The 26,272-nt window shown below is 42.1% G+C and carries 14 protein-coding genes; 6 read left to right on the top strand and 8 right to left on the bottom strand.

The genetic code is table 11. From position 1 onward, the window contains the following. From K0S23_RS15030 to K0S23_RS15045, 4 genes are all read right to left on the bottom strand, one after another. Nucleotides 1-336, bottom strand: a 336-nt coding sequence (locus K0S23_RS15030; RefSeq protein WP_300359064.1) for a SprB repeat-containing protein, incomplete at its 3' end; no start/stop codon positions are given. Further along, a complete protein-coding gene (locus K0S23_RS15035) occupies nucleotides 329-1,996 on the bottom strand; it encodes a choice-of-anchor L domain-containing protein (RefSeq protein WP_300359066.1) in 1,668 nt (555 codons plus the stop codon). The genes K0S23_RS15035 and K0S23_RS15030, both read right to left, overlap by 8 nt. 114 nt (nucleotides 1,997-2,110) lie before the next feature. After that, a complete protein-coding gene (locus K0S23_RS15040) occupies nucleotides 2,111-3,523 on the bottom strand; it encodes a PorP/SprF family type IX secretion system membrane protein (protein WP_300359068.1) in 1,413 nt (470 codons plus the stop codon). Beyond that, on the bottom strand, nucleotides 3,516-5,732 hold the full coding sequence (locus K0S23_RS15045; RefSeq protein ID WP_300359071.1) for a gliding motility-associated C-terminal domain-containing protein: 2,217 nt from the start codon (nucleotides 5,730-5,732) through the stop codon (nucleotides 3,516-3,518). Before K0S23_RS15045 ends, K0S23_RS15040 begins: the two co-directional genes overlap by 8 nt. Nucleotides 5,733-5,923: 191 nt before the next feature. On the opposite strand from K0S23_RS15045, the gene K0S23_RS15050 reads away from it, so the two are divergent. Then, nucleotides 5,924-6,619: a rhodanese-like domain-containing protein gene (locus K0S23_RS15050; protein ID WP_300359073.1), complete on the top strand. Its 696-nt coding sequence runs from the start codon at nucleotides 5,924-5,926 to the stop codon at nucleotides 6,617-6,619. Nucleotides 6,620-6,694: 75 nt separating this feature from the next. On the opposite strand, the gene K0S23_RS15055 is transcribed toward K0S23_RS15050, so the two are convergent. Both K0S23_RS15055 and ffh read right to left on the bottom strand, forming a co-directional pair. Then, complete coding sequence (locus tag K0S23_RS15055; RefSeq protein WP_300359075.1) at nucleotides 6,695-7,258, bottom strand: hypothetical protein; 564 nt, start codon at nucleotides 7,256-7,258, stop codon at nucleotides 6,695-6,697. 90 nt (nucleotides 7,259-7,348) lie between these two features. Next, entirely contained in the window at nucleotides 7,349-8,698 is a 1,350-nt protein-coding gene (gene ffh / locus K0S23_RS15060) for a signal recognition particle protein (protein WP_300359077.1), read from the bottom strand. 164 nt (nucleotides 8,699-8,862) lie between these two features. On the opposite strand from ffh, the gene K0S23_RS15065 reads away from it, so the two are divergent. Beyond that, nucleotides 8,863-11,079, top strand: a complete 2,217-nt coding sequence (locus K0S23_RS15065; RefSeq protein WP_300359079.1) for a DUF4838 domain-containing protein — start codon at nucleotides 8,863-8,865, stop codon at nucleotides 11,077-11,079. Between the two features lie 9 nt (nucleotides 11,080-11,088). Here K0S23_RS15065 and K0S23_RS15070 read toward each other — a convergent pair whose 3' ends face one another. Beyond that, on the bottom strand, nucleotides 11,089-12,180 hold the full coding sequence (locus K0S23_RS15070; protein WP_300359081.1) for a hypothetical protein: 1,092 nt from the start codon (nucleotides 12,178-12,180) through the stop codon (nucleotides 11,089-11,091). 287 nt (nucleotides 12,181-12,467) lie between these two features. Continuing rightward, nucleotides 12,468-14,567, bottom strand: a complete 2,100-nt coding sequence (locus K0S23_RS15075; RefSeq protein WP_300359083.1) for an amino acid permease — start codon at nucleotides 14,565-14,567, stop codon at nucleotides 12,468-12,470. A 309-nt stretch (nucleotides 14,568-14,876) separates the two neighbouring features. Between K0S23_RS15075 and K0S23_RS15080 the strand changes: the two genes are divergently transcribed. The 4 genes from K0S23_RS15080 to K0S23_RS15095 all read left to right on the top strand — a co-directional run bounded on the left by K0S23_RS15080 (nucleotide 14,877) and on the right by K0S23_RS15095 (nucleotide 26,272). Further along, the gene (locus tag K0S23_RS15080) at nucleotides 14,877-17,078 is read left to right on the top strand and encodes a M48 family metallopeptidase (protein WP_300359085.1); all 2,202 of its coding nucleotides are present in this window, start codon (nucleotides 14,877-14,879) and stop codon (nucleotides 17,076-17,078) included. Between the two features lie 9 nt (nucleotides 17,079-17,087). Beyond that, nucleotides 17,088-17,960 (top strand): hypothetical protein, encoded by an 873-nt coding sequence (locus K0S23_RS15085; protein WP_300359087.1) that lies wholly within the window; start codon nucleotides 17,088-17,090, stop codon nucleotides 17,958-17,960. Nucleotides 17,961-18,085: 125 nt separating this feature from the next. Continuing rightward, nucleotides 18,086-19,102 (top strand): T9SS type A sorting domain-containing protein, encoded by a 1,017-nt coding sequence (locus tag K0S23_RS15090; protein WP_300359089.1) that lies wholly within the window; start codon nucleotides 18,086-18,088, stop codon nucleotides 19,100-19,102. Between the two features lie 213 nt (nucleotides 19,103-19,315). Then, complete coding sequence (locus K0S23_RS15095) at nucleotides 19,316-26,272, top strand: PKD domain-containing protein (RefSeq protein ID WP_300359090.1); 6,957 nt, start codon at nucleotides 19,316-19,318, stop codon at nucleotides 26,270-26,272.

A 26,272-nucleotide genomic window follows, 5' to 3' on the forward strand; every position in this document is an offset into this window, starting at 1 on the left:
TGCACCACATGTTGCCGGTGTAATTGCACTTTGTGTCAAATTCAAGATTGCCGGTTGAGTAATGGTTTGATTCACTGTTACCGTACAGTTATTTGCATCGCGGATTGTAACAGCATACGTACCGTTACATAAACCTGTAAACGTATTCGAAACCTGGAATGTTCCTCCATTAGCACTATACTGATATGGAGGCACACCTCCAGCAGGAGTAACCGTAATCGTTCCATTACATACTCCATTACAACTGACATTTACAGCTGCTAAAGTCCCACTCAAAGCCGTTGGCTGAGTAATGGAGACATTCGCCGTTGCAACACAACCTGAATTGTCAGTCATTGTTATCGTATAAGCTCCTGCTCCTAAGTTCGAAGCGGTCTGAGTGGTTTGTCCACCGGTCCAGGAATAAGTATATGGTGCCAATCCAACCGGTGTTGCCGTAGCAGACCCGGTAACCAATGGTAAAGTTTCCAGTTGTTGTACAACCATTGGCCCCCGTTACTATGTAATTGTAGTTTCCATCCGGTAAATTGGTGAAATTGGCAGTGGAACCGGCTGTATTTGCTTCGACAACAGAACCATTAACAGGTCCTGCAATACTTACTGTATATGGTCCTAGTCCTACAGGGTTATTGATAACCACAGAACCGTTATTGTAATTCGCACAGGATTCAGCTGTTGGAGTAACCGTCGGTGCAGTTAAAGCGCCATAATTAACCACCACCTGATCTGTTACAGTAGTTCCACACAAGTCTACAGCAGTCACTGTATAAGTTGTTGTTGCTGCAGGTGAAACCGTCACCGGAGTACCAGTCCCTGCACCATTACTCCACGTGTAAGTTATCGTTCCGGTTCCTCCTACAGATGTAGCAGAAAGAGGCACACTTGATCCGGCAGTACAAATAGTAACATCCGCATTAGCCGTAACAGCAAGTGGAGTAGCATCAATGATATTTACCGATATACTCCCCGTTGTACATACCGTTGCAGGATAGTTACAAATCAAGGTTTCAGTTCCTTCGGCAGCTCCGTCAAGAAATACGTTTACAGGAATACTAACTGAAGTTTGGCCTGCCGGTACAGTAATTGTTGTCGGCAATGCACCATAATCAACCCCGGAGGTTGCGCTTCCCGCCCAGGTCACATTGAATGAATAAGGCACTGCAAGCGCATTCGGAATGTTAAATGTCATCGTGTTATTTGAACAGCCTTCCGGGTAAATACCTGGTCCCGCACCACTTGAGGTAACTGACGAAACAGGTGGATTACCAACTGCAAACAACCCGTTTTGCTGAATGAATACCCAAGAATCATAACTTGAATCTCCTCCATCGGCAATCATTAAACGGATATGATATGTTTGACAGGCAATAACTGCTCTTGACGCAGTCAACTGAGTGGTATACCCATCCATCACATTATTATTAGGCGTACCTAAAACAATATTATTAACATAAGATCCTGCATTTACACCAGCATTAACATTATCAATCGTAACCGGAACTGCTCCAATAACAGCAATATTCTGCGAACCGACAATACCTGGTCCGCTTATAAAAAAAGCAAATGCATCATTGAAACCACTACCAACCCATTCGTTGTATTCTTCCGAACCAAAAATGTAATTTACATTGATGTTACTGGTAATGGGAACGAAATCAAACTCCAAAATAATACCATCAAATGTACCTGCTCCTGCAATTGTATTCAATTCAGCAACAGCAGCACCTGCATTATCATCAGTCTTAAAGGTCCCGGGACCACCCTGAAGTGCGGCGGCAGTGTTCACAAATCCTGTACTCATGACAACACCGGTATTCATTGTCGCACCAATTCCTGCGGATGTACCACCTGTGAAATTAGCTATTGCAGCAGCGTCTCCTGTGAGGGTTACATTCGAAAAGGTAATTCCAGGACCACAAATTGCAGCTACATAGTTTGCAGCTGTAGTTTGACTTAGATTGATCTGGGCGGAAGAAACTTTTGAAAAACCTGTCATAAATAAAAGCAACAGTAGAGAGTTACAGATTGCTCTGAAAGAAGTAATCATAGTCATAGTGTATATCTAGTTCAATGTATTAACTTAATTTTTATCCAAGCCTTGCTTAACTTGTCAATTCTTCAGGTAATTTAAAATCCAAACTTTTTGTTTTTTCTTTGTTTTATAATCATTGAATGTTCTGGTGGCAAGTTCCTGATCCAATGAATACAGTATTACAACATAGAAATAATTATTCGATTCGTTAATGACAAGATAAGAAGTAGGATATTCACTTAAGTTCTTCGCCAGCATTAAGTCCGCATTTTGTCTGTTTGAGAAAACCCCGGTGATGACATAGAATCCGTCCGGTGATTCACTTTTATCCAAGTTAACAAAATGATATCCTTTGGCAACAGGAATTACTTCAGGTGTTGTATTCTTAGGTTTAGGTTTTACAGTATCAATTGGTTTCACTACCAGGTTGGCCAAAGAATCTTTTTCTCTTTGCAGTCTATCCTTTTCCGCCCGATCCTCCAGGAGGCGTTTTAAGCGATCTTCCAATTCATCTTTTAATTTCTGAATGGAATCTCGTTCACGGGCTGCCAAATCATCAACAACTTTAACTTCTTTTTCTACAATCTGAATTTCTTTTTCACGTTTTCCTTTGAAAGAAAAGCCTAAGAAAATCTCATGATTCATTCCCGTGTTGTATGTTTTGAGTGATCCGATCAATAATTCGTAGCTATACCCCACTCTTAGAAAATCGAATACCCGGACACCTGCATTGAACTGCATTGCGTAATCTGACTTATAAGTTGCCGAAGCCCAAAGCACATTGTTATACATTGCCATTAAAGTTGCATCGTACTGGAATGGAATATTCGGCATGTATCTCAAAACTGCATTCGGGCGGATAATTAATTTCTCACCTAAATGAAAATCATATTCAAGAGACATCATGTAATGTCTTTCAAGCTGATAATACCCTCTGCTTTTCTCACGGGCATACTTCACCTTTCCGCCAATAATCTGAGGTACTGAAATTCCAATTCGCAAATCTTTCCAGTTATACATTAAGCCCACATTCAGATCAAAAACCGGAGCTGTAGGTCTTAGACCTGTCAGATATGGATCGTCTATGTCCTCCGCATTGATTTGATTGTATTCTATCCGATTATCCAATACTCCGGCTGAAACACCAAAGCGGATATTATGATTTTCGTTGATTTTTAGCTTATAACTGTAATTCAGACTTGACATCAACTGTTGCTGAATTCCCTGGTTCTGGTGCGCTACGATAAGGCCAAGCCCCATATTTCCTTTAGCAATAGGCCCTTCAACTGTCAAATAATTATTTACAGCCGTAGAACCAAAAGAAGAGTAGCGCTGATTTCTGACAAAACTTGCGTTCACATAATCACTCCCTCCTGTTGAGGCAGGATTATAAACGAATGGGTTTATTAAATAATGATTGTAGAAAGGAACTTGTTGTCCAAATAAATTTCCCCAACACAAACAAACACAAAGTAGTAGTAATTTATTCATTTCCCAATAGTGTAATTGTTCCTTTATATTCCTCTTCGGTACCACCTTTCAAAACAACATAATAATAAGTTCCGTTCGGCAAGGCGGAACCTTTATAGCTGCCATCCCAGTCGTTCTTATAGTCATCGTTTTCATAAAGTAATTTTCCATATTGATTAAAGACCTTTACAGCTGTCATCGGGAAAAATTCAACACCAGTAATATTCCAGGTATCATTAACATCGTCATTATTCATTGTGATGACATTTCTAATATTGAATTGAATCGGATCCATCACAGTAATGACTACCGTATCACTTCCGACACAACCTGAAATATCAATTACATAATATACATACGGAGTTGTCACAACAGGTGTGGCAACCGGATTAGCTATCATTGAATCTGAAAGTGTTGTACCAGGCATCCATATTCCAGTAATACCACCAGAACCGTTCAATGTAACTGTTTCACCAACATAAATGGCGGTATCTATACCCGCATCAGCAACGGGAGAAGGTATCATCGTAATATTTACAACATTTGAAATAGCGGGAGGACAAACACCACTTAGTGCAGTTACCTGGAATTGAATATCTTGTGTAATCGGGGAAGTAGTATAATCTATCGTATCGGAATTCGGGATTACCTGCCAAGTCGCTCCATTGTCAGAAGAATATTCCCAAAATAAAGAATCCGCAACCGAACCAAGCAAATGCAGTTCTTCAGAAATTGACTCACATACACTTCCGCTCTGATTTAAAACACCTACTACCGGCGCAGAATCCAATTGAATGATTGCTGTGTCCGTATAATAATCCGGGCAAAGACGTCCGTCAAGGTGTACTCTATAAATTGTAGTTACGCTTTGTCCGCTGTAATCATACGAAGTGCCTGTGTTTGCAATTGTTGTCCAGGTGCTTCCACCATTCGTGGATGATTCCCAATTCAAAACAGGTGTTGTTGATCCGGTCATATTCAGTATACCAACTACTGCTGTTGCACAAACCGTATCGGAAAGACCAAGAGTAGGAGTTACCGGAAGTGCCTGAACATAAATAACTGCGGTATCAGAAACCACATCCGGGCATTGTCCGCCTTCCGAAATCATTCTGTAAAATGTAGTTTGCGTCAGATTGATATAAGCCTGACTTCCTGTCGTATTGGAAAGAGCCCCCCATGTAGATCCATTGTCCGTAGAGAATTCCCAATTCAAAACCGGACCAAATGAACCAGTAGCAATAACAAAACCTGTTGCATTCGTAATACATAAGGAATCACTTCCTGCTAAAACAGTGGGCGGATAAACAGGATCCACATAAATCATTGCGGTATCAGAATAAGCATCAGCGCAAATCAGGCCATCGACAAGTACACGATAGATTGTCGTTGTTGTGAGGTTTAAGTAATTATGTGTTGTGGTTGTATTGGCAATTGGAGTCCAGCTTCCTCCTCCATTCGTAGAAGATTCCCATTGTAAAACGCTTTGACTGTTTCCTGACAAAGTCAACATACCACTCGCCACGCTTTCGCATAAAGAATCGGAGCCGGAGATTGTTCCCGGAACCGGTGGTGACTGAGCTGTTATAGTGGCATATCCCGAAGTATCATCCGGACAATAACCACCATCAATCAAGACATGGTATTGCGTGTTTTGACTCACATTATTGTATGCGTAGGAAGGAGTTGAATTCACAATAGGTGACCAGGTGGAACCACCGTTAGTGGAAGACTCCCAAGCGATAATTGTTCCATAAGACCAACCGAACAATGATAAGGTTCCTGCATTCGCTCCCTGGCAAACTGTAATATCTGATGTCACTGTTCCCGGAACTATCGGACAATCATTCTGGACACTCCACTGCAGGGTATCATTTAATTGATTGACATCCCCCGGTCTGTTAAGCCAAACTTTCACAATGTGACTTCCGCAAGCAGATAAATTTGCTTTAACTGCAAAACTGAAATTCCAGGAAGCCCCGGCAGTCAGATTGGAAGATAAAGGTTGATTTACCGCAGCACCGCCATCCACAGAATAATACATCTGGATGGTATTTGAAGGCATAATGACTCCGGAATTATTATTTACCAAAACCGTCACTGTTTCCAGGGTAGACAAACTGCACCCGGAATTAGGAGAAAAGTGGTTTTGTAACCAAACATCCTGTGCTCTGGTTATAGAAGAAAATGTGGTAAGTAAGATCAATAAAAATGAGTATCGGCGAAGCATAGAGTGCAAGTGTTGATAAGCTATCGTATTTGAATTTTTGATCATTAACTAGTTCGAAATTAACAGTTTTTTACAATTATTCCAAATGGACATTACTTACATTTACGGCAGAACAAGCGATTTGGTTTCCTAAAAGCGAATATTATTCAAAAATCACTTGCTCTTAAGTTATATTAATACACTGATTATCAATGAGATATCTTAGTAAATTGACAAAGCAATTAACCTTGCTGTTTTTCTTAACATTTACCTCTTATTTTTTTGCACAAAAAATCGATTTAGCCCCAAAACTATTCTACGATTCGATTCATACAAAACAAGCACAACTTTTGGATGTACGAACTTCCAACGAGTATGCGCAGGGGCATATTTCCGGTGCTTTTCAGGCCGACTGGAACAATTTTGCTCAATTTAAAGAGCGTGTAGCTTCGCTTGACAAACACAGCCCGCTTTACATATATTGCCTTGCCGGCTCAAGAAGTGCTGCAGCCCAGGAATGGCTGATTAAAGAAGGTTTTGAAACGGTCATCAATCTGCGTGGAGGAATCAATTCGTGGAACCTGGAAGATCTTCCACTGGAAGGAAAGAAAGAAACAGAACAACTAAGTATGGAAGACTTTCTGGCTTCACTTCCACCAAATAAAACCGTGCTTGTGGATTTCGGTGCCGAATGGTGTCCGCCTTGTAAAAAAATGAATCCGATTATTGATGAGTTAAATATGGAGGGGGCAGAAATCATCCGGGTGGATGGTGGTTCTCAAACTCAATTGGTAAAAGAGTTACATGTGGAAAGCTTTCCCACTTTTATCAGTTTCAAAAACGGAAAAGAAATAACCCGAATTACAGGCGTTTGTTCTAAGGAGACTCTTCAAAAACTGTTAGATTAATATCTTAGAATCCTTATGATATTATGTTTTCGTTATATAACGAATGTGGGTACTGTGAAATTGAAATTTCTTCCTTTATTCACTCAATAAAGCAATTGCCTCTTCCCTATCCTTCCAGATTTCATCCAATGTTAGTTGAATAGCAGGGTTTCTGGTTAACCAGCGCTGCAAATAATCTTTGTGGATCATGATTTTCCAGTCACTGACCTGATTCGGGTCTATGCGTTGCTCGCGAACGAGTTTCGGGATGATTTTTTTCAATCTTCCGGATGTGTCCGTAAAATCAAACCGTTCTCCCCTAATTCTCAGATAACAATGGCATTCAGGGATATTTGTGTAGGTTTTCCCATCAAAGAAACCATCCAGTTTTGAATGTGTTTCTCCGTTCATTAAGAAAATACCTGCTATCAATTCAATTTCCGGGTGTCCGTTTTCCAAAGCCAGGGAAGCGAGTAAGGCATGTTTTGAAGAACAGGTTCCTTTTCCTTCAGAAAGCACTAATCTGAAATCTTCCCGGTTCGCATTTCTGCCATAAGGAAGTTGAGCAATGAAACTGCAGGCTTCGCTAAAAGAATCTATTCCGCGCTCCTGAAAAGCAGTTGAGTATGTTTCAGAGGATGTAAGATTGAAATCTATCATAAACTAATTATCAATGACAAAATTATCAATTATCAAGATGGTGAGTATCTCCTTGATAATTGCTCCATTGATCTTTTATAATTGAATAAATTACATTCCAGGCATTCCGCCCTTCATTCCTTTCATTTGTTTCATCATGCCCATCATGTTTTTCGGATTACTCATCATTTTCATCATTTTCTTCGTATCCTCAAACTGCTTAAGCAATTTATTTACTTCCTGGATGTTCGTTCCGGAACCGTTTGCAATTCTTGTTTTTCTCTGACCATTCATTAAAGAAGGATTTGCACGTTCTTTAGGAGTCATCGAATAGATAATCGCTTCGATATGTTTGAATGCATCATCCTGGATATCCACATCTTTAACAGCTTTCCCCATTCCCGGGATCATTCCCATTAAATCCTTGACATTTCCCATTTTCTTGATCTGCTGAATCTGACCAAGGAAGTCATTGAAATCAAACTGATCTTTCTGGATGCGTTTCTGAAGTTTTCTAGCTTCTTCTTCGTTGAATTGTTCCTGAGCGCGTTCTACTAATGAAACAACGTCACCCATTCCCAAAATCCGGTCGGCCATCCGTTTCGGATAGAATACATCCAGCGCATCCATCTTCTCACCAGTACCAACGAATTTGATCGGTTTATCTACAACTGTTTTGATTGATAAAGCTGCCCCACCACGCGTATCACCGTCTAACTTGGTTAAAACAACTCCATCAAAATTGATTTTCTCATTGAATGCTTTTGCGGTATTCACAGCATCCTGTCCGGTCATGGAATCCACAACAAACAAAGTTTCAGTCGGATTGATCGCCTGCTTCACACGTGCAATTTCATCCATCATCACTTCGTCAATGGCCAAACGACCGGCAGTATCGACAATCACCACATTAAAGCCCTTGCTTTTAGCATAATTAATTGCTTCAGTAGCGATCTTAACAGGATCTTTTTCTTCCTTATTTGAAAAAACCTCGATTCCAAGCTGTTCTCCAAGAACATGCAGCTGATCTATCGCCGCCGGACGGTAAACGTCACAAGCAACCAATAGGGGCTTTTTATTTTTCTTTGTTTTCAGGTAGTTGGCCAGTTTCCCTGAGAATGTAGTTTTCCCGGAACCCTGAAGTCCCGACATCAATACAATTCCCGGATTTCCCTGGATCTGGATCTCACTTTCATTTCCACCCATCAATTCCACCAATTCTTCGTGGCAGATTTTAATCATTAACTGGCTGGGAGAAATAGCAGTTAACACGTTTGCACCCATTGCCCTGTCTTTCACGCGAACGGTGAAATCTTTGGCAGTTTTAAAGTTCACATCGGCATCAAGAAGTGCTCTTCGAACCTCCTTTAATGTTTCTGCAACATTTATTTCTGTAATTTGTCCTTGTCCTTTTAAGACTTTAAAGGCGCGTTCAAACTTATCGGTAAGATTATCAAACATGCTATTGAGCGATTTTTTTCAGATACAAAGATAAGAGGAATTGAAAATGTAAAATGTAAAATTGAAAAGAAAGAGATAATTTATCAAAAGCATCACTCTGATTGGAAGTCTTTTCAATTGTCATTCTCAATTTTGGGTTTAAATTCGTGTAAAAAAAATCAGACATGCGGCCTTTTGTTCTTTTTCTACTTTTCGTTTTTTTTTCATGGAGCCATTCTTTTGCAAACAAACATGATTTTATCATTCACCCGAATAAAAGCATAGAAGTCTATCTTCAAGACACCCTGTCAAAAGATTTGAACAATGCTTTTGAGCTTCTGAGCCGTTACATAGGACAAATGAATAACGCGGAATTAAAAAGAACAATCAAAACCAGATCGACAACTCTCATTTACCTAAAACAAAACAAAAAACTCCATCCTGACGGATTCAAGATCACCATTCGTGAAAATAAGATGACAATTGAAGGTGGAATAAGAAAAGGAACCACTTATGCTGCAGTTCACCTGTTGGAAACATTGGGCGTTAAGCAATTTACGCCTGGTGGCTGCCAATATCCTCATGTGGAAGAGATCCGGATTTCATGCGGAATCCTAACAGACCAGCCCGCAAATGATGTCCGGATTATCAATCTTTATTATCCGGAAGATCCAGAATACAGGGACTGGATGCGGCTTAATACGATTGAAGAGATCTACCCAAGAGGATATTTCGTACACACTTTTCACCGCCTGCTTCCCTGGGAAACATACTTTTCAGGTCATCCCGAATACTTTGCACTAGTCAATGGAAAGAGGAGCATTGATCAGGTCTGCCCAAGTAATCCGGAGGTAAAAAAGATCATTTCACAAAAACTGCGGGAAGAAATGAGCAAACAAACTGATAAACAGAAATGGTCCGTGAGTCAAAACGACAATTTTACCTATTGTCAGTGTGACAAATGCAAAAGCATCATTGCAGAAGAAGGAAGCCCGGCAGGACCAATCATTCGTTTAGTCAACGATATTGCAAAACAATTCCCCGACAAAATCATTTCTACCCTTGCTTACCAATACAGCCGGAAAGCCCCTTTAAAAGTAAAACCACGAAAGAATGTGGAAGTCATGCTTTGCACGATCGAATTACACCGTCATGCTCCTATTGAAACAAACCCGGAATGTACAGATTTCAAAAAGGACATAGAAGACTGGGGAAAAATCAGTTCCAATATTTTCCTTTGGGATTACACCATAAATTTCAACCACAGCATTTCACCCTTTCCCAATCTGCATGTTCTGCAGCCGAATATTCAATTTTTCACCAAAAACCATGTGAATGCTTTGTTTGAACAATCCAACAGCACGATCGGGTATGAATTTTCAGAGCTAAAGACATACCTGCTTTCAAAATTGATGTGGGACCCAAACCTGGATTTTGAATATGAGAAACAAAAATTTCTTCATGCAACTTATGGAACAGCTTATCCATATATTTCGCAGTACATTGACGCATTGAAAAAAAACCTGAAGGAAACCAGCAGTAAACTCTGGATTTACGAGCATCCGGTGGTACACCAAAACGGATTATTCTCCGAAGAACACATGAAGGAATACAAGTGGTTTTTCGACATGGCGGAGCAAGCTGCTTCAAAATCAAAAGTCCCGGGGACGTTGGAACAAGTTCAACTGGCCCGTTTACCGCTCCAATATGCAGAAATGGAAATTGCTGCAAACAACATGTTCTCGGAGCGTGGATGGTATTTGATTTCAGATGGAAAAGCCGTTCCAAACTATAATCTACGAAAAACACTCGACCTATTTGAGCAAACCTGCCACCAAAATCAGGTGCCCACGATCAATGAATCTGAATTAAGTCCTAAAAACTATATTCGCTCCCTGCGAAAAATGATTGATGTGAATATTGAGGGAAACCTGGCTTTTGGAAAGAAAATAAGTTCCTCCTCCCCACCCGACAAAAAATACCAGGACGGAGATCTATCTTATCTAAGCAATGGGGTGAACGGAGCAAGCGATTATAGCATCCATTGGCTGGGGTGGTTTGGAAACGATACCGAACTAATCTTAGACCTGGATACCTTAACGAAGGCAAAGAATATTTCCATCCATTCGCTTTGGAATGGGAAAAGCTGGATCCTGCACCCATCGGAAGTTTCGTGCAGTATTTCTATTGACGGAAAAACCTATTTCCCTATCGGTACCATTCGAGTAGATGGAGAACAACAGAAGGAAGATCCAATCCGCAATTACCTGTTTCAAACAGACGGCAACACCTATCGTTATGTAAAAATCAATGTAAAAGGAACCGGAAAGTTATTCAACTGGCATCCCTCAGCGGGAGAACCTTCCTGGTTTTTCCTTGATGAAATAACAGTAAAAGATTAAACTTCGACTTTAGAATCTCACAAGAGCACTATATCCTGTCAACCCCAAAGATTGCGTCATTACTCCTCCGATGAAAACAGAATCATTGACAAAAGACAAAGAACCGGCCAGGCGGTAACTGTTTACACTTTGCGGATGATTTTTCAAATTCATGTATGTCAAGCGTTTTTTATTGCTTCCGTCAGCATCCATTATCCACCAATCTGCACCCTGAAGCTGTCCCGGGAAAATATCACATCCGGCCCCGGTCATATAAACAATTTTTTGTCCGTTTGGTGTATAAGTGGGTGCCTGTGAAAAGCTTTCCTCTGTTAGTTTAGTGGTATTTCCGCTTGCCAGGTCGATGCGGTAAATCGGAGTTGCAACCAGGTTATGAGATTCAAAGGTACTGTAGATCAAAATAGCTGTTTTTGCGGGATTAATACTTTCTACTTCGCCGCCTGCAAGCTCTCCTCCGGGCTGGTAAGTTCGAATATTTGAAAAAACAGGATTGGGATTCCAACTCACATCTGCAACCTTGAATACATAAGCTCCGGCAGCCAGATTTAAATCCAAAAATACAGGTGCCTGAATGCGTTCCGTCCATGCAAACATGGTTCCATCGGTTGAAATAGCTCCATGAATAATTCCATGATCGTAATCATTCGGGAAATTGGTCATTTGCCATGCCTGGCTTCCATCGCGTTTAATAATCCAAAGATCCGTATAAGCACCGTAGCCCGGAATTGCATCTTCCGGAGTGCGTGTATGCCCGCTTTCTGCAGCATAAGCTGTTTTTTCAATGTAGCAGTATAAATACTGTCCGGTCGGATCCCATTCTTCTGCCCATTGATGCCTGTCTGAAGCCCAGCCAGGGTAAGTCAGTTGTGTCTCTCCCGTTCCGTCGTAATTCGATATATAGATCTTGTATGTTCCGTCTCCATCGGGTTTATTGTATGCGATACTATTGGTAGCCTCATTGTAAATAACCCCCATTGCATCTTCCTTGAAAACTTCCATGGAAGCATACGTTGACCCATCGTTATCCGGATCAAGCGGCTTCTTTTTGCAGGAACTTAAAGTGAGACCTATCAGGAAGAAAGGGAAAAGAGCAAGCTTCATAATCAATTAGTTATTGAGCGAATATATCTAATAATTACGAATTGGGCAATACGGAGTTACCAGGAAATCCCGAATGGTCGGGACAAGTTGTTAAGAATTCATACAAGTATATTTCGTTCTGCGAACTTCGTAAATTGAAAACTACTTCGCTCTTTGAGTTTCGAAGTTTGAAATGTGGGGTATCTATGCTTTATAGTCGCTTTATCCATGCTTGATCCATACAATACCTATACCCAAGCTTCGAGCATCTTAGGTTGTTCTCAATCTTTATGCGAATCCTATCGAAATCAGGCGGTTTTTTGACCGAGCTTTGAGTTCTTTCTGCTGTAGATAAAATAAATGATCAAACCGACACACAACCAGATTACAAATGCGATCCAGTTTCTAAGTTCGATCTGACTCATCATATACAGGCAGGAAAGTAATCCGAGCAGAGGAATCAGGGATAAATTCTTCCGGATCGTTACCACTGTAATAAACAGGGTAAACAAGATAAAGATCCAGGTCGGGATTTTATGTGCAAAATGAGAGAAACCGCTGTTATACAATCTTTTTCCCGAAACACCGATTGGTTTCAAAGCATCATCAATAGCAATTTCGGGACCCTGAGCGTAATATTTTTCAAGATCCGAATCCATCAGTTTGAAGCCTTTTTCATCGTATCCTTCCAGGAAACGAATCAATCGATCTTTTGTTTTTTGGTCCAGCTGAGCAACCGTTTCCGCTTTTGACCGGCTTTTAATTCCTTTCAGGGAAGTTTCCAAATCAATTTTTGATGCCTGCTCGAAATAAGCCAGCAAATCAGATCCCACACGCTCCAGACCAACTTTATCGACCAACTCAATATTTTCTTTCAGCTGAGCGGATTCCTTTTCAGTTAAATCTACGATCAGATCTTTGGTTTCTTTTAATTCAGATTTGTTAGCGAGGAATCCCATCAATTCGTTTTTGTACTCTGTAAATCCAAGGATAAGACCTCCGATAACCAGGAAAGGAAGCACATATTTCCCATTGACATAAGGAGTCCTGAATTTACCTCTTGGGATATCCGTTCTATTCTGAAGAATCAAGACCCCACCGCACACCAAAACAAAAGCAAACAAGGTTCCGATACTGCAGAGATCCGTAACCATTGTTAAATTCATGAACAATGCCGGTACCGCCACAACAAAACCTACTACTATTGTTGCAAAAGAAGGTGTTTTGTATTTCGGATGCACCTTTGAGAATTTTTTCGGCAGCAATCCGTCTCTACTCATAGACATCCAGATACGCGGCTGTCCCATTTGAAAAACCAATAAGACCGAAGCCATAGCAATTACGGCAGAAACGGCGATAATTCCCGACATCCATTTCAGGTCTATTTCCCGGAAAACAAAGGCCAGCGGATCACCCACCGCCAATACTTTATAATTTACCAAACCGGTAAGGATCAAAGAAATAATCACATACAAAACAGTACAAATAATGATCGCCCACATCATTCCGCGCGGAAGATCCCTCTGCGGGTTCTCGCATTCCTCCGCGGTTGTCGATATGGCATCAAATCCGATATAAGCAAAGAAAACAGCCGAAACACCTTTTAAGATTCCCGAAACACCATTTGGTGCAAAGGGACTCCAGTTATCCGTATCGACATAGAAAATTCCGACGGCGATAACCAGGAGAATAATTGCCAGTTTAATGACTACCATGACGTTGCTGGCATTACGGCTTTCTTTCATTCCACGGTAAACCAGCCAGGTAATCAGTACAATAATGAACAAAGCCGGCAAATCGAAAATAATGTGAAAGTTGAAAATAGTTGGCGCTGTCTCCCACGCTGTATGAGCAGCCTGCAAGCCGGAATCCAGGTTTGCAAAATCCTTTCCACCCCGAATAAGTGCTTCGGCTTCAGTATACCCGTTATGGGCCGTCAGGTAATCCGTTTGGATCCATTGCGGGAGGTGAATATTCAGACCTTCCAGCATTCCGGTAAAGTAATCACTCCAACTGATCGCCACTGTAATATTCCCAATGGCATATTCCATGATAAGTGCCCAGCCGATAACCCATGCGATGATCTCACCGAAAGCCACGTAAGAATAGGTATAAGCAGAACCTGCTACCGGAACCATCGATGCAAATTCAGCATAAGCGAAAGCAGCAAATCCGCATGCAACAGCAGTGAAAATAAACAGAAAAATAACCGCCGGTCCGCCGTTGGAACTCGCTTCACCGATCGTGGAGAAAATACCCGCACCAATGATTGCAGCTATTCCAAAAGCCGCCAGGTCGCGCACTTTTAAATGTTTTCCCAGAGACTCATGCCCGTCGGACTGACCTTCTTGGGTTGATGCCAGAATATCCTGAACAGTTTTTTTTCGGAAGAGGGAATTTTGTTTCATAGTATTTCGCAAGGGAGGCAAAAATAAGAAAAAGCGTCAGCTTTTGATATTGGCAAACGTTAGTGCAGCCATTATTTGTTTAAAAAGTATATAAATCCTCAGATTTACCACCAAACTAAAGCTTTGCTTTTGGAGACGAGAAAATTTGCGGACCATAGATATTCGGACCGGGCTGAGTCGATTACCAATTCCTGGGAGGAACTATTTTCTTCCATAATACGGATGGGGTAAACACATAAATATCATTCTCATAAGCGGATATTTTAAGGGATTCATTACTTTTGCCCACACTTACCTAAAAAACTGGTTATGTTTAAAACAACATTCATTCTAACTTGCCTAATATCGATCACTCTTTCCAGTGGATTATCAGCACAAGTAAAAACGGATTTCGATCATTATAAAACACTTGCTTCCACCGGATCAATCCCTGAAGATTTCAGCATGTCTACTTATGAAAAAGTGGATCGAGATGTAAAAATAGACCGTCCCGAACTGGCTGTTTCATTAAGAAAACGATTCTATACCGGAATCCATTCTGCTATTGACGGAATTCTTCAGTCCGAAGTATGTGTATTCGGCGACCCGCTTTCTCTTTATGTAAAAGATATTGCTAAGAATCTTTTAAAAGATGACCGTGAGACCTACAAAGAACTGCGGTTTTACACCTTAAAATCAAACGAAACAAACGCCTTCTCTACAGACCAGGGAATCATATTTGTGACAACCGGGCTGATCTCCCAAGTGAGTTCAGAGGCTCAGCTTGCTTATGTACTTGCCCACGAGATTGCACATTACAAAAGAAAACACGTTTTGGAGCGCTTCAAGCAAAAGACCGTTTTAAAGAACGCGAACTATTACGAGCTAAGCACTTACAGCAAGGAGCGTGAGCTTGAAGCCGATTCAGATGCTATTGAATTGTACAAAAATGCAGGATATGAAGAAGCCTTGATCGAGCCAACGTTTGATGTTCTGATGTATTCATACCTTCCCTTTGATGAAGTACGGATTCCAGAAACCTTCTTCAATTCGAAGGCATTTTACGTACCGGCTTTTAAATTTCCGAAAGAAACATTTGCCATTACAGCCGAAGAAGATTATAACGACAGCAAGAGTTCACACCCCAACATTTCGAAAAGAAAAAAACAAGTTCTTGAAGTACTTGAAAAAGGAAGCGGCTGGAAAGGAACTGCTAATATCCTGGGAGCAGAACGCTTCAACGAAATGAGAACCATCGCACGTTTCGAGTCAGTAAGAAACAGCATTTTGGCATTGGATCTTACAAATGCCTTATACTCTATTTTCATTTTAGAGAAAGAATTTCCGAATTCACAGTATTTGACTTCCATGAAGGCTAAAACCTGGTTAGCCCTGGCACAAACGAAATCTGCTTCGGTATCAAAACCATTCGAATCCAAAATTCATAAAGAAGGAGAAATTGCTTCCCTGCACGCAATGCTTAAGAAAATGGATAAATTAGAACTTTCATCCATTGCTCTTCGCCAGATCTATGATATCCGTGAAGTTAATTCTTCAGACCCGGAAATCCAGGCTATTTATGACAGAATGGTTGAAACAGCTGCAAACACCAAACAATTTTCGCTGGAATCATTCTCCAAATACGACTATCATCAAGCCGTACAACGCAACAAAACTTACAATGATTCGATAGCTAAAATCCCTGCAGACAGTCTGACTAAAATCGAAACCAGCAAGACAGAATCCAAATACGACAAGATCAAGAAAAAACGATCCGCGGACGGTAATATTGATGCCCAGGTATTTGACTCCACAGCCTATTACTTATATGGAATGACAGACATCATGTCGGACAGCAGCTTTGTCAGATCATTCAAATCTGCACACAGTAAATCCCTGAATACAGAAGAAGCCAAGGAAAATAAATCCAAATTGATTCCTGCTATTCCCGACTTAAAAACGAAAAGTATTGCTCTTGTAGAACCAGATATTGAAATCGCGGAATCATCCAACAAAACGATCAAGGTATCAGAATCGATCAAGAAGAATTCGACAGAACTGATCCTCCAGGAAGCAGCAGCGAACGGATATAATATAAGCACCGACAATGCACCCAACAGTCTGAATATTGAAGGAATCAACGCGTTTATGTATCTAAAATCAGCCTTGAGACAAAATGAAGGTTACTCCAAAGTGAATTTCTTCCCGATTGACTATACAGAACTTCAAAACATGTCGAAAAAATACAGTTCCGATGTGATCATGATCCCACTTGTTTTTTACATCGACAACAAGAAAAGCAACCCGATGGAAATTGCGAGACCTGTTTTGGGTACGTGGTATGTTCCACCAATGGCTTTCATTCTACTTACCGGGAAATTACTGGACGCCCAAAAAACTTTCATCAATTTTATCGGTGTCGATTTAAAAAACGGCCATGCAGACTCTTCAGGCGAATACCTGATTAGCGGAAAACCATCTAAAATTCTATTGGGATCCAAGTACTACGAAATTTTTAAATCAACTAACTAAAAAATAATCATGTTAAGAATCATATTCATTTTACTTGCAGTGACTATAGGATCTGCAAATTCTTTCGGTCAAACGAAGGGAACATCCGGTACTAAAAAGAAGGACCAAACAACCGGATTTTACGGAAAGCGTTTTACACTTCAACTGGGAGCAGGTATAAACCACAATACCGTACTGAAACTGGCCAGTAACACGGAGCGACAATTAAGAAACCAGGCATATTACAAGAAGTACAGGGAACAGATCAGTTCGGATCAGTTCAATTACAGTTTCTATGGAAATTTAGGAATCGTTTTGAAAGAACGCATCGCACTATCTGTAGACTTCAATTATTACATGGGAAATATTTTTCTTCAAAACATCGGAAGAAAGGATGTTATTGATGAATGGGGGAATTATTATACCATCCAGGGATATGACAGCCGTGTAAAGTACAATACCATTCGGATCATGCCTCGAATAGAAATCGGATCAAGAGGTTCAAATATGCCAACAGGACTAGTGAGTGTTTTGGGTCTTGGAATTGAACTTTCCAAATTAAAATCAGGAACCTATAAATCCATCTATCCCTACAATACTTACAATTATGAAGATACTACCCTAATTAGTGATCAAAATTTCAAGTTCGATGATGAGTTTTCATTCAACCTGACACTCCTTTACGGTTTGGAATACCGTTTACCGATATCCAAAAACATTGCATGGAATTTCGGAGGGTATGTTCACCTGAATCTCCCTATCCAGGAAATCATTTCGGAAGGAATTTTTGATATGTCCTATATGGGGATGAATAATTACGAAGAAGAGCACAAGCTCCAGTTATCACGCTATCGTTTGCAAAACTTCTTCAGTCTGAGAACCGGTTTGGTTATTATGTTGTGATCAAGGAAAACTAATTTTCCAACCTTTTTGTTAAAAAAGTATTAAAATAAGCAACAAACGTTACCATTCAAATAAAAATGGAATCGATAACCTTGTAAAATTGTAATTTAGAAAAAAAATAAACTATGAAATTAAATTTACTCTTAGCTACTAGCTTAATTACGGGAGCTGCTTTCGGTCAGTTCACGCAAACAAATGAACCAACTGTTGGAATGTACTCAACGATGTATGTTCTTGATTCCAATGCTGTAAATTATTCATCCATGACAGGTGCGGGTCAAACCTGGGATTACAGTAATACGATTGGAATTTCTTCCTCTGCAACAAAAGATGTTTCTGTTATGAATCCTTCTTCGACTCCATATTCAGCAAGTTACCCAAGTTCCACGAAGGCGATAGATATACCTGGATTTATGACTAGTTATTTCACCTCTTCTACATCCTCCCGCTCTTCACAAGGATTTGTATTTGACGGAGGTGATCTAGCAGGAATGGTCGAAGTAATTTTCAGCGGTGACGAGGAATTATTGATGAATTATCCTTTTGCATTAAGCGGAACATTGACAGACGCTTTTGCAGGAACTGCAGAAACAACTTTGGGAAGTTTTCCAACAACCGGATCTATTACCGCTACGGTAGACGGAACAGGATCTTTGAAATTGAATTCCACGACTACACTTAATAATATTACCCGGTACAAATTGGTTGATCAGGCTAGTGCAAACACTGGACTTTTCGGTAATATCCTGATGGATCGTGTGCAGTATGAATACTACGATTTATCAACGCCAAGTCTTCCTGTATTTGTTCACTCTGAATTGACAATCACTATCGGTGGAACACCAACTGTTCAGCATTTAGTATTAAGCAGTGTTGCACCGGATGAGTACTTAAGCATTTCTGAGAATAACAAAGCTACATTCGGTTTATATCCAAACCCGGCTAATGAATCAGTAGTTATCTCCGGTTTGGCAGGAAACGAAACAATTTCGATCATTGACATGACTGGAAGAACTGTATTGACAGCACAAAATTCAGGAACAACTCAAACGTTGAATGTATCTGATTTCCAGGCAGGAGTTTACAATGTAGTTGTAATTTCGAACGGAAGCAAAACAACAAAAAAACTGACTATTAACTAAGTTACAGTCATATAAATACTGAAGAGGTCCCGGCCCCGTACAAACGGGACCGGGACCTTTTTTTGGGGGTTCCTGACCAAAGCTTTCTTTTTCACTTTTTATTCCATAAATTAGCCCTCCAATGATTTGAAAGACAAATCCTATTACTACAATTGAGGTATTGCAGGTTTGAGATATATTTTAATCCTTTGCATATCAGCTACAAGAATAAAAATGAAGTGTTTTCTCCTTCTTATTACCGCTTATTTTTTGCTCAACCCGGTGTTGTATGCTCAATGTAATGCAAATGCCGGGCCTGATTCAACGGTTTGTATCGGTGCTTCGATTCAATTAGGAGGAACTCCGGCGGGAAGTGGTCCCGGAACCCTATCCTACTCCTGGGCACCTGCGACCGGGCTTTCATGCACTACTTGCCCCAATCCTATATTTACAGCAGGTACAAGTCAAACATACACACTCACGGTCAGTTCTACTTCAGGATGTACGGATGACAATACGGTAAGTATTACAGTTGCCTCTCCGCCCACCGCCGCTTTTAACATTACAGGAAATAACAATTGTTCCAATATTCCTATCCAATTCACAAATACCTCATCGGGAAGCGGGCTCACTTACTCCTGGAATTTCGGAGATCCCGGTTCCGGTGCACAAAACACCAGCAATCTTATTAACCCGGTTCATCAATACAATGCCGTAGGATCAGGGACACAAACGTATAATGTTACACTGACGGTTACCAACTCAAGCGGATGTACGGCAAGTATCAGTCAAACAGTAACAGTCAATGCACTTCCAAATCCGGCGTTGATTGACCCGGTTGCCGGAATGCGGAATTGTGACGGCTCCAACTTCGCAATGACCGTTTTCGATGCTTCCTCTACGACACAGATCTCCAATTATACCATTCAATGGGGCGATGGTTCCCCTGACTTCAATTCAAACAGCTTTCCCGGTGCCGGAGTTTCACATAACTATACTACGGCCGAAATTTTCACATTGAATTATACAGTAACAGGTAATAATGGCTGTGTTCAATCAATTGCTTATAATATTGCCAACATTACTAATCCCGCGATCGGAGCAGCCAACCCAGGAGCGACAACGGGGTGCGGGCCAATCACACTTTGCTTTCCCCTTAATAATTATTCTTCCAATCACAACACCACTTTTTATGTTGTTAATTACGGAGACGGTTCACCTACTGATACTTTGCCGCATCCACCTCCTGCAACTGTCTGCCACACTTATACTACTTCATCCTGCGGGCAAGCCGGAAATCAGTTTGTGTTCAGGATCAAAGCCATCAACTTATGCGACAGCAGTGAGGCTTCCATTTCACCAATTCGGGTTTATACCGGGCCCGTAGCAAATTTCAACGTTGCAGCGCCTAATAATTGCGTGGGATCTCCCGTCCTGTTTTTAAATAGCAGCCAGAGTGGATTTAACAGTGCCTGCAGCTCCAGCACCCTCTTTCAATGGAATTTCGGAGACGGTCAAACGCTGACCACTGCTACCGCGACCAATCCGACACATGTTTATTCTGCCCCGGGAACGTATACCGTTACACTCACGGCCACAAACAATTGCAGTTCAAATGTGATTACCCGGACAGTTTGCATCGAGAATCCGCCGACACCTTCGTTTACCGTCATTCCAACATCGGCTTGTATTCCATTTATAGCGCAGGTAAGCGATGCTTCGAACCTGGCAAACACCTGTAATGTGACCAGAGTCTGGACTGTTCTTTTCAACGGAAGTCCCTGCCTGCCTTCGTCCGGAGCATTTTCATTTACCGGAGGAACAAACGCTTCATCCGTAAATCCACAAATCCAGTTTACCCAACCGGGAAATTATACCATTCGTTTAACACTTACCAATTCATGCGGTTCCTTTATAGCAAACCAGGCCGTTGTTGCCCAGGCACCACCCCAGGTAAGCATCAATGCAGTGCCAAGTGTGTGTGCAGGATTAAGTGTGAGCCCTGCGGCAGTTGTCAATGATTGCCTTGAGCCATCCGACATTTATGCATGGACATTTACAGGAGCTACCCCTGCAAATGCAACAACTCTTATTCCGGGTTCGATTACGTATCCTGCAGCCGGAACTTTTCCTATTTCACTGGCCGTAACCAACGCCTGCGGAACGACGACCGCAAACACTTCAGTAGTTATCAGACCTATACCTCCGGTGCTTAATCCGCAGGTAAACAGTCCGGTATGTGCAGGCAGTACAGCCAACTTCACTTCCGATGCATCTCCTTCCACCACTTATTCCTGGTCTGGTCCTAATTCATTCACAAGTAACCAACAAAACTTCAATTTAACGAATGTCACAGCGGCCCAAGCAGGAACGTATACTTTATTCGGAACAATGGCAGGCTGTACAGGCCCCAGTTCGTCCGTAACATTAGTCGTAAACCCTATTCCCGTTATCACCGTCACCCCACCAAATGCAACTATCTGCAACGGTCAGTCTGTTTCCTTAACGGCTTCCGGAGCAAGCACTTATACCTGGAGTCCGGCCACAGGATTGTCGGCAACTAATACAGCTACCGTAACAGCAAATCCAACAGCTACTCAAACATATACCATTACAGGATCTGACGGAGCATGTTCCGGTTCTACCACAGCAGTTATAACGGTAAATCCCTTGCCTGTTGTTAATGCCGGTCCAAATGTCACGCTATGTAATCAAGCAATTCCATTTACACTAAGTCCAAGTCCGACAGGAGGAAGCTGGACCGGAATGCATGTTACTCCGGGTGGGATTTTCACACCGAACGGTACCGGGACCTTCCCTTTGGTTTATTCATTTACCAATGGAAATGGTTGTACTAATACAGACACACTCATAGTAACAGTTGTTGATCCAACAGCTGCATCTGCAGGCCCGGATTCGACTACTTGTTTCGGTTCCCCAGCGATCGTTCTAAGCGGTACTCCAAGCGGGGGAGCGTGGACAGGAACGAACATTACCGCAGCAGGAGTATTTACACCCAATACGGTCGGAACCCACTCATTGGTTTACACTTTCGGAACCGGGACCTGTTTATCAAGAGACACGATGCTCATGACGGTGAATCCATTACCGATTGTCGACGCGGGAACGAACTTTGCCTTATGTATCGATGCCGGAATTCAGACACTCAACGGAACACCTTCGGGCGGAACCTGGAGTGGAACGGGAATTACAAACCCGACGGGAGAATTTACTCCTTCCGTTGCAGGAGCAGGAAATAAAACACTTACTTATTCTTTTACAAACGGAAATGGCTGTACGGCATCCGACAATCTTGTTATAACTGTAAATCCCTTACCGCTTGTAAATGCGGGACCGGATACTACGGCATGTGATCAGCCCAATCCGTTTCAATTAAGTTTTTCTCCGACAGGCGGAACATGGACCGGTTTAAACGTGAGCTCAACAGGACAATTTACACCAAACGGAACAGGAGTATTTACCTTAACTTACACTTTCACCAATGCGAACGGCTGTACAGCCAGTGATACACGGACCGTAACGATTATAAGTCCGACACAACCGGATGCAGGACCGGATTTCGATGTATGTATCGATGCTCCTAATGTCACTTTGGGTGCTACTCCTGCGGGTGGAACCTGGACAGGTTCATTCACAACATCCGGTGGAATCTTCAACCCCACAGTTGCCGGAAGTTTCAATTTGGTTTATACTTTGGGATCAGGAGCCTGTTTGTTGCGCGATACCTTGGTTGCATTGGTAAATCCACTACCCCTTGTCAATGCCGGAACGGATTTCGCTATTTGTATTGATGCCGGAGTTCAAACTATCAGCGGAACACCTCCGGGAGGAACCTGGTCCGGAACCGGAATAACGAATCCGACAGGAGAATTCACTCCTTCCGTGGCAGGAACAGGAAACAAAACACTTACTTATTCCTTTACAGATGCAAACGGGTGTACAGCTTCAGACATTCTTATCATTACGGTAAATCCCTTACCGGTCGTGAATGCAGGAAATGACACTACTTTGTGTAATCAGCCGTTTCCTGTCCAGTTTACTGCAACTCCTCCGGGAGGTAGCTGGAGCGGCACAGGAATTACACCTACCGGTACTTTTACTCCCGCCGTTACAGGAACTTTTAACCTGGTCTATACATTCACCAACGGAAATAGCTGCACCAATTCAGATACGCGGATTGTAACGGTTGTTAATCCGGCAATAGCAAATGCAGGACCCGACCTGGAAGCATGTATCGATGCTCCTAATATTCAACTAAGCGGAAGCCCTGCAAGCGGAACCTGGACCGGAAGTTTTGTCAATTCAAGCGGATTATTCAATCCAAGCATTGCAGGAACTTTCCCATTAGTTATTTCAAACGGTTCAGGAAACTGTCTGACCCGGGACACCATGCTATTTACTGTTCACCCACTGCCAATTGTAAGCGTTGGGGCAAATGAAGATTTTTGTCCGAGTGATGCCCCGGTTACATTTTCAGGAAGTCCGGCGAATGGTGTCTGGAGCGGAAATGGAATTACCGATGCAGCTTTGGGAACATTTGATCCCGGAATAGCGCCAGTAGGAACACACACGATCATTTATACATTTACCAATCCTGTGACCGGATGTATTAACCGCGACACATTATTGGCAATGGTTCATCCAATGCCTACTGCAAATTTCACTTACAATCCGATCACCTGTATCGGCACTAACGAAGCTTTTACAAATACCAGTACACTTGCAAACCAGAGCAATTGGGATTTCGGTGACGGGACACTTATTTCCGCTGTCAGCCCGGGACATGCTTACAGTACTGCCGGTTTTTATGATATCGAATTGCATGTAAGTACTTCCTTCGGATGCCTGGATTCCATTACCCAGCAAATCGAGGTTCGGACTCCTCCGGTGGCAGATTTCACCTTACTACCCGACTCCGCTTGCGGACCAATGACAGTTACTTTCACAGACCAGTCTTCGGGACAAAGCTTAAGTTATAACTGGAACTACGGTAACGGTCAAACAAGTACCAACCCGGTTCCTGTTTCACAGACTTACCAGGCAAGCAATGTAACTGACACCTCCTATACCATTACCCTGAACCTAACAAATTTTTGCGGTACAAGCAGCCATTCCGAACAAATTACGGTGATGCCATCACCTACTGCTGTTTTCGGAACATTAAGCAATATAGGCTGTACGCCGCTTGTCCTGGACATGGTGAATAACAGTTATGGAATGCCCGACGTCTATGAATGGAATTTTGGAGACGGAACGACCTCTGATACATCCGGAGCGACGCTTCAACATACTTTTTATACCGGCACAGAAGACACAACTTATACCATCCAACTTGTTGTAATCAACGAATGCGGATCAGATACCATCCAACACCAGGTAACTGTACTCCCACCGCAGGTAAATGCATTTTTCAATATTGACAATCCTTCCGGTTGTGTTCCCCATACGATCAACCTGAGTCAGTTTTCGCAGGGAGCCAGCTTTTCTTCCTGGGATTTTGGAGATGGCAACATTTCAAGCGCTTATAATCCATCCCACACATTTACAAGTGCAGGAACCTATGTCGTTTCGCTTTTTGCGGCCGGCTGTGGATTTGATACTGCCACAACCATTGTTACTGTTCATCCATTGCCGCAAATTGATTTTACTTCCCTGGATTCTGTTTGCGTGAACCAGGGCTTCACATTTACCAACCTGAGCAGCGGAATTGCTTCCATAAACTGGGATTTCGGTGACGGAACGACTTCTACATTGACGAATCCCAGCCACAGTTATTCCAGTGCAGGATCATACACCGTCACTTTATCCGGGATCAGTCAAACTTATGGCTGTACGACCCAAATAACAAAAACCATTCAGGCAAATCCTGCGCCTAACTCCCAATTTACTCTCGGTCCGAATAACGGCTGCGTGGATCTGACAGTTCAAATGACGAATAACAGCGTTGGCATTACAAACCAGGTGTGGGATTTCGGTGACGGAAACTCTTCTATTCAGAACAGTCCAAATCATACATTTACTACCCCGGGTTCTTATGCCGTACAATTGATTGTTCTGGACAATATCGGCTGTGCAGACACTTCTTTTCAAGTGGTCACTGTATATCCCTTACCGGTCGTTGATTTCACGTTTACGGTCGTCGATCCGTGTGTGCAGCCAACAGTTGTGAACTTTACAAACAACAGCAGCAACGCAGTGGGTTATACCTGGAGTTTCGGTAACGGGCTTTCTTCCGTACTCACTAATCCAAGTACTACTTACCAGCAAGCCGGAGATTATACCGTTTCCCTTGTCGGAACTACCATTCACGGTTGTGTGGACAGTATCCAAAAAACAATTTCCTCCTACCAAATGGCAAGTGCCTCTTTTGTTTTACCAACGGACTCCATTTGTGTGGGAGAAGAACTACAGATCCAGGTTAATTCGCAATTTGCCAATTCCATTTCCTGGTCGATGGGTAACGGAACGGTTCTTACAGGAAACACTATAACTTACAGTTACAATGCAAGCGGTACATACAACCTTGTAGTCATAGCATATGGAAACGGCGGATGCAATGACACCCTTGCTTCCAATGGCACAATTACCGTATTGCCTCAGCCAACAGCTGATTTCAGTTATGCCAACATTGAAGGTACCGAACCATTGAGCGGGATTGTAGCATTTACGAACCTGAGCAGTTTAGCAGATTATTATTCCTGGGATCTTGGAAACGGAAGTTTCTCTTCCGAAGAACATCCGACAGAACGGTACGAGCAGGATGGTGAGTTCCAGGTTACACTTATTGCCACAACGATCTACGGCTGTGTCGACACCCTTGTAAAAACCATTACGGTAGACTTCTTTTACGGTTTATATATTCCAAATGCAATGAGTCCGGGACACACCGATTTCGAGGTGGCGAATTTCATTCCGAAAGGTGTCGGTTTAAAGGAATTCGAGTTATTGATCTATGATGACTGGGGAAATCTGATCTGGTCCACTACGGCATTGGATGCCGACGGAAGACCGACGGAGCATTGGGACGGAACATACCGCGGTGAGCCCGTTCAACAGGACGCATATGTATGGAAAGCAAGTGCAACTTTCGAAAATGCAGATGTCTGGGAAGGAAAAGAGTACCCGAAAGGAAGGATCAAACGGTCCGGAACAGTAACCGTAATACGATAA

It is taken from the genome of Fluviicola sp., from assembly GCF_029266855.1.
GTDB lineage: Bacteria > Bacteroidota > Bacteroidia > Flavobacteriales_D > Crocinitomicaceae > Fluviicola.